The 9,179-nt window shown below is 68.5% G+C and carries 11 protein-coding genes; 8 read left to right on the top strand and 3 right to left on the bottom strand.

Annotated elements, in window-relative coordinates:
• From VFX99_RS12710 to VFX99_RS12735, 6 genes are all read left to right on the top strand, one after another.
• The coding region (locus tag VFX99_RS12710; protein WP_329666661.1) for a molybdopterin-dependent oxidoreductase at positions 1 to 263 on the top strand (263 nt) is incomplete at its 5' end.
• Positions 264 to 291: 28 nt separating this feature from the next.
• A complete protein-coding gene (locus tag VFX99_RS12715; protein ID WP_329666662.1) occupies positions 292 to 1,041 on the top strand; it encodes an FAD-binding oxidoreductase in 750 nt (249 codons plus the stop codon).
• Positions 1,041 to 1,298 (top strand): DUF6510 family protein, encoded by a 258-nt coding sequence (locus tag VFX99_RS12720; protein ID WP_329666663.1) that lies wholly within the window; start codon positions 1,041 to 1,043, stop codon positions 1,296 to 1,298. Before VFX99_RS12715 ends, VFX99_RS12720 begins: the two co-directional genes overlap by 1 nt.
• Position 1,299: 1 nt before the next feature.
• Positions 1,300 to 1,770, top strand: a complete 471-nt coding sequence (locus VFX99_RS12725; RefSeq protein ID WP_329666664.1) for a heme-binding protein — start codon at positions 1,300 to 1,302, stop codon at positions 1,768 to 1,770.
• Positions 1,771 to 1,853: 83 nt separating this feature from the next.
• Complete coding sequence (locus VFX99_RS12730) at positions 1,854 to 2,225, top strand: VOC family protein (RefSeq protein ID WP_329666665.1); 372 nt, start codon at positions 1,854 to 1,856, stop codon at positions 2,223 to 2,225.
• Positions 2,226 to 2,267: 42 nt separating this feature from the next.
• Entirely contained in the window at positions 2,268 to 3,005 is a 738-nt protein-coding gene (locus tag VFX99_RS12735) for an EI24 domain-containing protein (protein ID WP_329666666.1), read from the top strand.
• Between the two features lie 82 nt (positions 3,006 to 3,087).
• Here the strand turns inward: VFX99_RS12735 and VFX99_RS12740 are convergent, their stop codons facing one another.
• The gene (locus tag VFX99_RS12740) at positions 3,088 to 5,640 is read right to left on the bottom strand and encodes an ATP-dependent Clp protease ATP-binding subunit (RefSeq protein ID WP_329666667.1); all 2,553 of its coding nucleotides are present in this window, start codon (positions 5,638 to 5,640) and stop codon (positions 3,088 to 3,090) included.
• A 182-nt stretch (positions 5,641 to 5,822) separates the two neighbouring features.
• Between VFX99_RS12740 and VFX99_RS12745 the strand changes: the two genes are divergently transcribed.
• Entirely contained in the window at positions 5,823 to 6,191 is a 369-nt protein-coding gene (locus VFX99_RS12745) for a UBP-type zinc finger domain-containing protein (RefSeq protein ID WP_329666668.1), read from the top strand.
• A 9-nt stretch (positions 6,192 to 6,200) separates the two neighbouring features.
• Here the strand turns inward: VFX99_RS12745 and VFX99_RS12750 are convergent, their stop codons facing one another.
• Both VFX99_RS12750 and VFX99_RS12755 read right to left on the bottom strand, forming a co-directional pair.
• Positions 6,201 to 6,899, bottom strand: coding sequence for a collagen-like protein (locus VFX99_RS12750; RefSeq protein ID WP_329666669.1), 699 nt, complete (start codon positions 6,897 to 6,899; stop codon positions 6,201 to 6,203).
• Positions 6,900 to 7,361: 462 nt separating this feature from the next.
• Positions 7,362 to 8,546 carry a hypothetical protein gene (locus tag VFX99_RS12755; RefSeq protein ID WP_329666670.1) on the bottom strand — a complete coding sequence of 395 codons (1,185 nt, stop codon included), beginning with the start codon at positions 8,544 to 8,546 and terminating at the stop codon, positions 7,362 to 7,364.
• A gap of 53 nt (positions 8,547 to 8,599) precedes the next feature.
• On the opposite strand from VFX99_RS12755, the gene VFX99_RS12760 reads away from it, so the two are divergent.
• The gene (locus VFX99_RS12760) at positions 8,600 to 8,824 is read left to right on the top strand and encodes a hypothetical protein (protein ID WP_329666671.1); all 225 of its coding nucleotides are present in this window, start codon (positions 8,600 to 8,602) and stop codon (positions 8,822 to 8,824) included.
• Positions 8,825 to 9,179 lie beyond the last annotated feature (355 nt).

The raw sequence follows: 9,179 nt of genomic DNA on the forward strand, positions 1-9,179 counted from the left end.
ACAGCTACGGCGGGTACACGACCAACGTGCCGCTCGAGGACCTGCTCGACGGCAAGGCCTGGGTCGCGTTCGAGTTCGACGGCGAGCCGCTCGACCCCGAGCACGGCGGGCCCGCGCGGCTGCTCGTGCCGCACCTGTACTTCTGGAAGAGCGCGAAGTGGATCAACGGGCTCGTCACCATGCCGACGGACGACCCCGGATTCTGGGAGCAGAACGGGTACCACCTCCACGGCGACCCGTGGCAGGAGGAGCGGTACTGGTGAGCGCCCGCGCCTGCCCTGCGGTGCCGGTGTGAGTGCTCGGCGGCCGGCGTCGTGGCACGTCGCGACGGTCGTCTCGTCGCGCCTCGAGACGCCCACCGCCCGCCGCATCGAGCTCGACGCCCCGACCTGGCCGGGCAACGACGCCGGATCGCACCTCGACGTGCGTCTCACCGCACCGGACGGCTACCAGGCGACCCGGTCGTACTCGATAGCCTCCGCCGGAGACGGGACGCGGGTCGTGCTCGCCATCGACGAGCTCCCCGACGGGGAGGTATCGCCCTTCCTCGTGCACGACCTGCGCGCCGGCGACCAGCTCGAGCTGCACGGGCCACTCGGCGCCTTCTTCGTGTGGTCGCCGCCCGAGGCGGGTGAGGCAGCACGGCCGGTCCAGCTCATCGCCGGCGGGTCGGGCGTCGTGCCGCTGTACGCCATGGCCGCGGCGCACGCGGCGTCTTCCGACGGGACGGAATTCCGGCTGCTCTACTCGGTTCGGACTCCGGAAGACGTCTTCTTCCGCGAAGAGCTCACCGCGTTGGCGGCGGGGATGCCCGCTCTGGCGGTCGACTTCGTCTACACCCGCCGCACGCCGGATGGCTGGCCTACGCCGCCTGGCCGGGTCACCCGCGACCTGCTGGATGCCGCAACTCTGCCCGCGGCATCCGAGCCTCTGGTCTACGTGTGCGGCCCCACCCCCTTCGTCGAGGTGGTGGCCGGATGGCTGATCGACGCCGGCCACAAGCCGGGCGATGTGCGCACCGAACGATTCGGAGGTTCGTGATGGAAAAGCTGGATGGAAACGTGCTGGCGGGCCACCTCGCCGACGTCCTCGGCTGGGACGCGACCGCCGCAGACGCGCGCTGCATGCACTGCGGCAGGCACGGAGCGGTGGCGCTCGCGGTGGTGTACGCGTCGGCGATGGGCACCGTCGCGCGCTGCGCGCACTGCGACAGCGTTCTCGCGGTCTTCGTCGACGGCGACGACGGTCGCACCTGGTTCGGGATGCCGGGCATCACCGCCCTGGAAGTGACGAGCTGAGATGACCGACCTGCCTGTCTTCACGGTCGCGGACCTCGAGGCGGTCGCGGCATTCGACCAGGAGTCCTTCGACAACGACGATGCCGTCGCACTCGGCGTCATCGCCGTCGAGGTGATCCGCAAGCACGCCGCCGACCTCGCCGTGCGGATCGTGCTGCGCGGCGACGCGGTGTTCGTCGCGAAGCTGGGGAGAACCGGTCCGGGGAACGATCCGTGGCTCGCGGGAAAGGCGGCCGTCGCCGAGCGCTTCGCCGAGCCGTCCCTGCTGGTCCGCCGCCGGCACGAGGAGGCCGGTACGCCGTTCGCCGACCGGACGGACGTCGACCACGACGTCTTTCGCGCGCACGGCGGCTCGGTGCCCATTTTCGTCGGCGGCGCGGTCGTGGGCACGATCACGATGTCGGGCGAGCCGGACGTCGTGGACCACGCCGTCGTCGCCGAGGCGATTCGGCGCTACCGCAGATCGCGGTGAGGATCGCGGACTGGATACGTCCGCGACCCTTCGTATCCTGGCCGCAGCACTGGAAGAACGACCCCGAGGAAAGGCAGGAGCCCATGGACTGGAAGATCGAACTCATCTTCGTGCCGGTCACGGATGTCGACCGGGCGAAGGAGTTCTACGAGAGGATCGGCTTCCACCCCGATCACGACCAGGTGCCGTACGAAGGCATGAGATTCGTGCAGATGACCCCGCCCGGGTCGGCGTGCTCGATCGCCTTCGGAACGAACATCGGGCTCGGGCTCGAACCGGGCAAGCAGGACACGATCCAGGTCGTGGTGCCGGACGCCGACGAAGCCCTCGCCCACCTCGGGTCGGTCGGGGCCGAGGCGAACGGCGTCGACGAGCAGGCATGGGGCCGATTCGTGACCTTCGACGATCCCGACGGGAACACCTGGACACTGCAGGAGTTGCCCCCGCGCGATTGAGCGCGCTCCCGGATTCGGCGGTCGGCCGCCTAGGCTGAGCCGATGCGCGAGTTCGTTCGAGGGGTGACCCTGCTGGGGGGCGGCTTCGCATACTGGCGACGCAGACCCGGGCTGATGGCTCTGGGCCTGATCCCGGCCGCGATCGTGGGACTGCTGTTCCTGGGCGGCCTCGTCGCGCTCGGCCTCACGCTGCCGTCGATCACCGTCGCGATCACCCCCTTCGCCGAGGGATGGGGCGTGTGGGCGACGGTCATCCGCGTCACGATCGGCACCGCGATGCTCGGCGCGGCCCTGGTGCTGGTCGCGATCTCCTTCACCGCCCTGACGCTGACGGTCGGCGAGCCGTTTTACGACCGGATCTGGCAATCCGTCGAACGCGATCTCGGGGGCGGCGAGACCGACGTCGGATACAGCTTCTGGCGATCCGTCGCGGACGGCATCTGGCTGTTCGTGCGCGGCGTGGCGATCGCCGTCGTCGCCGCACTGCTCGGGCTGATCCCCGCCGTGGGCGGTGTGCTGGGCACCGTCTTCGCGGTGACGTTCACCGGGTGGCTGCTCGCCGACGAGCTGTCGTCGCGGGCGCTGAGCGGGCGCGGCCTCGATCCCGCGACCCGTCGCCGGCTTCTGAAGGGCCATCGCGCGCGCGTTCTCGGGTTCGGCGTCGCGACGCAGCTGTGCTTCATGATCCCCCTCGGCGCGGTCGTGACGATGCCGGCCGCCGTCGCCGGATCGACGGCACTCGCGCGTTCGTTGCTCACCCCCGCGCCTCCCCCCGGATGATCCGGGTCTGCGTACCGGAACGACGCCTCGGCGTGCAGAAGGGGCGCCGCGCGAAGCGACGCCCCTTCCGGTCGGGCTGAGGTCAGGCGGCGGCAGCGAGCGCGTGCCGACTCGCCACGACGATCGCGCCGTCGAACGCATCGACCGTCACCGCGCCACCGTCGACCAGCTCGCCGTTCACGAACAGGTCGGCGATCCGGTCGTCCACCTCGCGCTGAATGAGCCGACGAAGAGGGCGGGCGCCGTACTCCGGCTGGTAGCCGTTCTCGACCAGCCAGTCGAGCGCGGCATCCGTCGTCTCGAGTGAGACCTCGCGCCCCTCGAGGCGACGCACGGTGGCGCCGAGCATCAGCCGCACGATCTCGCGCAGCTGCTCGCGATCGAGCTTGCGGAAGAGCACGACCTCGTCGATCCGATTGAGGAACTCGGGACGCATGGCCTCGCGGAGCTTGCCCATCACCCGATCGCGCAGGTCCTTCTCGCTGCCGAACCCCGTCTCGCCGCCACCGTCCGCGATGAAGCCGATCGCTCCGGATCGCGACGCGAGGAACTCGCTGCCGATGTTCGAGGTCATGACGATCACCGTGTTGCGGAAGTCGACCGTGCGGCCCTGGCCGTCGGTGAGCCGGCCGTCGTCGAGCACCTGCAGCAGCAGGTTGAACACATCGGGGTGCGCCTTCTCGATCTCGTCGAACAGGACGATCGAGTACGGGTTGCGGCGCACGCGCTCGGTCAGCTGTCCGGCCTCGTCGTATCCGACGTATCCCGGAGGGGCGCCCACCAGGCGCGACACCGTGTGCCGCTCGCCGAATTCGCTCATGTCGAAGCGGATGACGGCGCTCTCATCCTCGAAGAGGCTGGCCGCGAGTGCCTTGGCGAGCTCGGTCTTGCCCACTCCGGTCGGGCCGAGGAACAGGAATGAGCCGACCGGTCGGTGCGCATCGCCCATGCCGGTGCGGTTGCGGCGCACGGCCTTGGCGACGGCGGTGACCGCGTCGTCCTGCCCGATCACCCGAGCGTGCAGCTCATCCTCGAGAGCGCCGAGACGCTCCCGCTCCGATTCGGTGAGCCGCTTGACCGGGATGCCGGTGGCCCGGCTGATGACGGCGGCGATCTCGGGCTCGTCCACCAGGGCCGACGGGTCAGGGCGCGACGTCGCCTCGTCCAGACGCGACTGCACGTCGGAGATCTGGTCGCGGATGCGCGATGCCTCCTCGTACTTCTCAGCGCCGACGGCGGCGTTCTTGTCGGCCTCCAGCTCGGCGAGGCGGGTGAGCAGGCCGGAGACGTCCACCTTCACACCCAGCCGCAGACGCAGACGCGCTCCGGCCTGATCGATGAGGTCGATCGCCTTGTCAGGCAGGACGCGCTCGGACAGGTACCGATCGCTCAGCTCGACGGCCGCGCGCAGCGCGTCGTCCGTGAAGGCGACGCCGTGGTGCTCCTCGTACGCCGGGCGCAGCCCACGCAGGATCAGCACGGCATCCTCGATGCTCGGCTCCCCCACACGCACCGGCTGGAAGCGCCGCTCCAGCGCGGGGTCCTTCTCGATGACGCGGTACTCCTTGAGTGTCGTCGCACCGACCAGATGCAGGTCGCCTCGGGCGAGGCGCGGCTTGAGGATGTTTCCGGCATCCATCGATCCCTCACCACCACCGCCGGCTCCGACGACCGTGTGCACCTCGTCGATGAACAGGATCAGCTCGCCGGCGCGGGCGGATACCTCGTCCATGGTCGCCGTCAGGCGCTCCTCGAAGTCGCCGCGGTAGCGGGTGCCGGCGAGCATCGCGGGCAGGTCGAGAGCGATCACGCGCTTGTCGCGCAACTGCTCGGGCACCGCCTCGGCCACGATGGCCTGCGCGAGTCCCTCGACGATCGCCGTCTTTCCAACGCCCGCCTCACCGACCAGCACGGGGTTGTTCTTCGTGCGGCGGCTGAGGATCTCGATGGTCTGCTCGATCTCGTCCTCGCGCCCGATCACGGGGTCGAGCGATCCCTGACGCGCCAGCGCGGTCAGGTCGGTGCCGAAGCGATCCAGCATCGGAGTCTCGGATGCCGCGGCATCCGGTGCCTGCTCGGTCGCGGTCGCGCCGGTCGGCGTGACGGTCTCGCGCGCCCCGTGCAGGAGCGCGTCTGCGGTCACGCCCGCCTGAGCCAGGATCTGGCCCGCCGGGGAGTCCTGACCCAGGACCAGCGCGAAGAACAGGTGCTCGGGATCGACATACGTCGACCCTGACGAGCGTGCGACCTGGAACGCGTGGAAGAGCGCGCGCTGAACGGACGGCGTGATCACCGCACCATCAACGTCGGCAGGGTCGGATGCCTGGGGCAGCCGCTGCTCGACGGCGCGGGCGATCGCGGCCGCATCGGCGCCGAGGCGCTCGACGGCGTCCTTGGCCGGAGACGCGCCCACCAGGATCCGCAGAACGTGCAGCGCGTCGAGCTCCCGCTGGCCGCGCTGGAGCGCGAAGGCCCCCGCCTGTTGCAGGAACTCCTGCGTGCGCATGCTGAGGAAGCGCGTCAGGTCGATCGACCGCGACGCGCGAGCGCGCTCACCGTCGAGGTAGCGCGCCAGGAACTCGTCGAAGGCGCTCGTGCCGTTCTCGCCGTCCTGAGGGGTGAAGTCTTCGGGCATTTTCTTCGAATCTCTTTTCGTCAAACTTGAGTCCGTCCGTGTCAAGTTTAGGCACTTGAGTGAACTCGTATCAAGTTCAACGACGCAGCGTCGGGCGTATTCCCAGTCGGTTTCCAAGCACGGGTGTCCGTCGGTAGCATCACGAGGAGTCCTCGAAAGCCCCCGACTGAGGAGCACCTCCTGTGGCCGAATCCTCCGAGTTCATCGACGCCGGCGTCCCACCAAGCGGAAACGGATGCGTCGAGTGCGACGAGAACGGCGGGTGGTGGGTCCACCTGCGTCGATGCGCGCTGTGCGGACACGTCGGATGCTGCGACGAATCGCTGCTCAAACACGCCACGCGGCACTTCGAGGCGACCGGGCACCGCGTCATCCGGACGTACGAGCCGGGCGAGGAGTGGTTCTTCGACTACCTGACCGGCGCGTTCTCGTTCGGACCTCGGCTCGCGCCGCCCCAGAGCCACCCCACGGAGCAATCGGTGCCGGGTCCGGCGGACCGTCTTCCCGCAAACTGGGAGGACCTCCTCGCGGAGGACCGCGATCGCAGCTGATCCGGCGGGTCAGCCATCGGACTCAGCCGGGCCGAACAGCGTCCACTGCCCGTCGGTGCACTCGTAGAAGGCGACCACCTCGGTGTCGATGTAGATGTCGCCGTTCGCCTCGCAGGTCTGGTCGTCGGGTGCGCCGAGGCCCAGCGAGAGCTGCGTGCCCGGAGCTCCCGGCGCGCCGGACGCGCCGGTCGCCCCGGTCTCTCCGGTGGCCCCGGTTTCGCCCGTTGCGCCGGTCTCCCCCGCCGGGCCGGTCTCGCCGGTCAGGTTCGCAGCCGCCGAGGCGCGGATGTTGCCGACCTTGACCCACTCGCCGTCCTGGAAGAGGTAGACGTCCGACGTCGAGAAGTCGATGTAGATCTCGCCCTCATAACCCTTACCTGCTTCCGGGACGCCGTCTCCTGCTCGCACAGCCGCACCCGCGGGAAGGATCTCTTCCAGCGCTTCTTCGTAGTCCTCGGAGGGGGGTGGAGGCGTCGTGGCGTCCGGGGTCGCGACCGGCGCCGCCGTCTCGGGCTCGTCGATCGAACGAGCGAGCGTCGCTCCGAGGAACGAAGCGACGAACGACAGGACGACGACCGCGATGCCGATCCAGATGAGGGCGGTGCGGCTGACACCGGCACTCGCGGGCATCGCAACACCACCTGTGGGCGTGCCCGCGGGAGGGCGCGTGATCGGCGGTGTCCTCGGCGTGTTCTGACCATCGCTCATGGGTGGAATCCCTCGATTCGACACTCTGCCGCCGCGGTGGCTCTGCAGGGGTGGCGACGACGCGCCCAGTCTAGGAACGCGGTGCCTCGGTCGCCCTCACCCTCATCGAATGATCTGCCGGGCGCGACCGCTCTTCGCCGGCCACGGTCCGCCTCACCGGCGGATGATCACGCGGCCGGGCGGTACACCGTCCCCTGGGCTCGGTCCTCCGCCTCGGCCGCGTCACTCTCACCGCACAATGCCGCCTCCAGGAGCGAGGGGTATTGCCGGCCGCAGGATTCGCATTCACTCATCTCACACCTCGTTCGTCGCATCCAACGCAAAAGGCCGCGCCCGGCATCAGGGCGCGACCTTTCGTCGGAGCCTAGCCCCGGCGTATTACGGCGAGAGACACGAAATGTGAAGAAACGGCCCGTCGATCCACTCGCCCTCCGCCCCTGGCGGTAACAGATCAGGGCTGAGCTACCAGAACGCCGCCACGGTGATCGCGAGCATGGCCCCGGTGATGGCCGGCCAGTAGAGGATGCGCGCCCAGGCGTTTCCGTACTTGAACAGCCCGAGCTGGGGCCGCGCGACCAGCAGCACGGAGTTCATCGCGACGGCGACGATCGCGAAGTAGGTGATGACATGCAGGCCCTCGAGATAGACGAAGCTGGGCCAGCGCACCTCGTTCCGCAGCGCGTTCTGGGAGACGAGCACCGCGAAGACGTATGCGGCGCAGGTGAACAGCACCGCGCCCGGCCGCACGCCGAACTGCTCGAGCCGTTTCGAGTTGCGTCCGATCACCATGACGATGACGAACAGCTGCAGCAGGATGATGAACGGCGCGATGCCCTGCGAAAAAAGCGGTCCGAGCAGATATCGCTCGGCGTGGATGGTGAAGTACAGCTCCGGCTTCGGAACGAACTGGTAGTTCTGGATGCCGAAGTCGGCGTTATAGGTGGCGAGCCGATAGCTGAAGTAGCTCTCCTCGATCTTCCAGTTCTCGAGCACCACGATCGGGTCGACACCGGGAAGCGTCGTCGGGTTCGTATCCACATACGCGGCGATGTCCGGCACCAGGAAGATGTTCTGCTCGAAGTCGACCGACCACATCCGCAGCCAGATCTCCTGCCGGTCGAGCGGGTACTTGCCGTAGTCGAACTGCTCGCGCAGCGTGGTCTTGAAGTTCCATCCGACCAGCACCTCGTCGCCCTGCACGGCCTCGTACACCTTGGAGAAGTTAGTGGTCTCGGCCTCAGGGAAGACCACGCCCCGGTCGACGTCCTCGCGGTCGAGGGGGTAGAGCTGCCACAGGTACCCCGCCGCCTGCAGGGTGTAGGGGCCCTTGAACTCGAGGGACTGGATCATGACGCCGGTCGGGATGTAGGTGGGCACCCCGGCGCCAGGCCCGGTGTCGACATTGGCGTCGTTGAACGCGTCGACCTGAGACTGGGTGGTGACGCGGGTCTCCTCAGGCGCGTCCTGGTATGGCAATTCCTGGCGGCCGACCCAGACGGCGGAGATGACGACGACGCAGAGCACCGAGAACACGGCGGCGAGCCAGCCGGCGACAGTCATCCATGCCGGCCGCGGTAGCTCTGGAGTCTCCTCGTCGGCGACGTCAGAGCGCGGCGCCTTCTCGGCCCCCTTGACCGCCTTGGCCATGTCCCCTGTATACCCGATTCGAGGGCCACGCATGCCTCGGCGCCGTCGATAGAGTGCGTTCCCTGGCAACGGACATCCACCTCTACATCGGTCCGGCGACGGCATACAAGAAGTTCCGGTTCACAGACCGGAATGCGTGGGATGCCGTTCGCTCTCAGATTCTGTCCGCGATGAACGCCGGCAAGGGCACTATCGAAATCGCCTGGAAGGGCGAGACCATCGTTTATGTGTACAGCCCGTACCTCATGGTGACGTGGATCGAGAAGGCCACAGAATGAAGACGCGCGCATCGCGGAGGAGGCGTGGGTGATATGGGGCGACGGTATGAGTTCTCGGGTGGTTTCCCAAGCGAGGAGACCATCGCGTCGCCTCTTCAGGCGAGCTGCAAGTACTCGACGAGCCCTTCGTCGAGGCGCCGGCGTATGTGGCCGGCTTCTGGCTGATCGAGCGGCCCACGAGGCCGAGGCGGTCGAATGGACCATCAGAGTGGCAACAGCGTTGCAAGGTCGCATCGAGGTGCGCGCGCTGCAGGGACGAACCGGGGGCCTAGCAACACGTTCGGCAGGCCGAGGGCTGTAGCGCCCCTCTACGTGGGCGTGTAACGTGCCGATCGTCGTGATAGGCGGCCTTCCC

Source organism: Microbacterium sp., from assembly GCF_036277215.1.
In the GTDB taxonomy this organism is placed as follows: Bacteria; Actinomycetota; Actinomycetes; order Actinomycetales; family Microbacteriaceae; genus Microbacterium.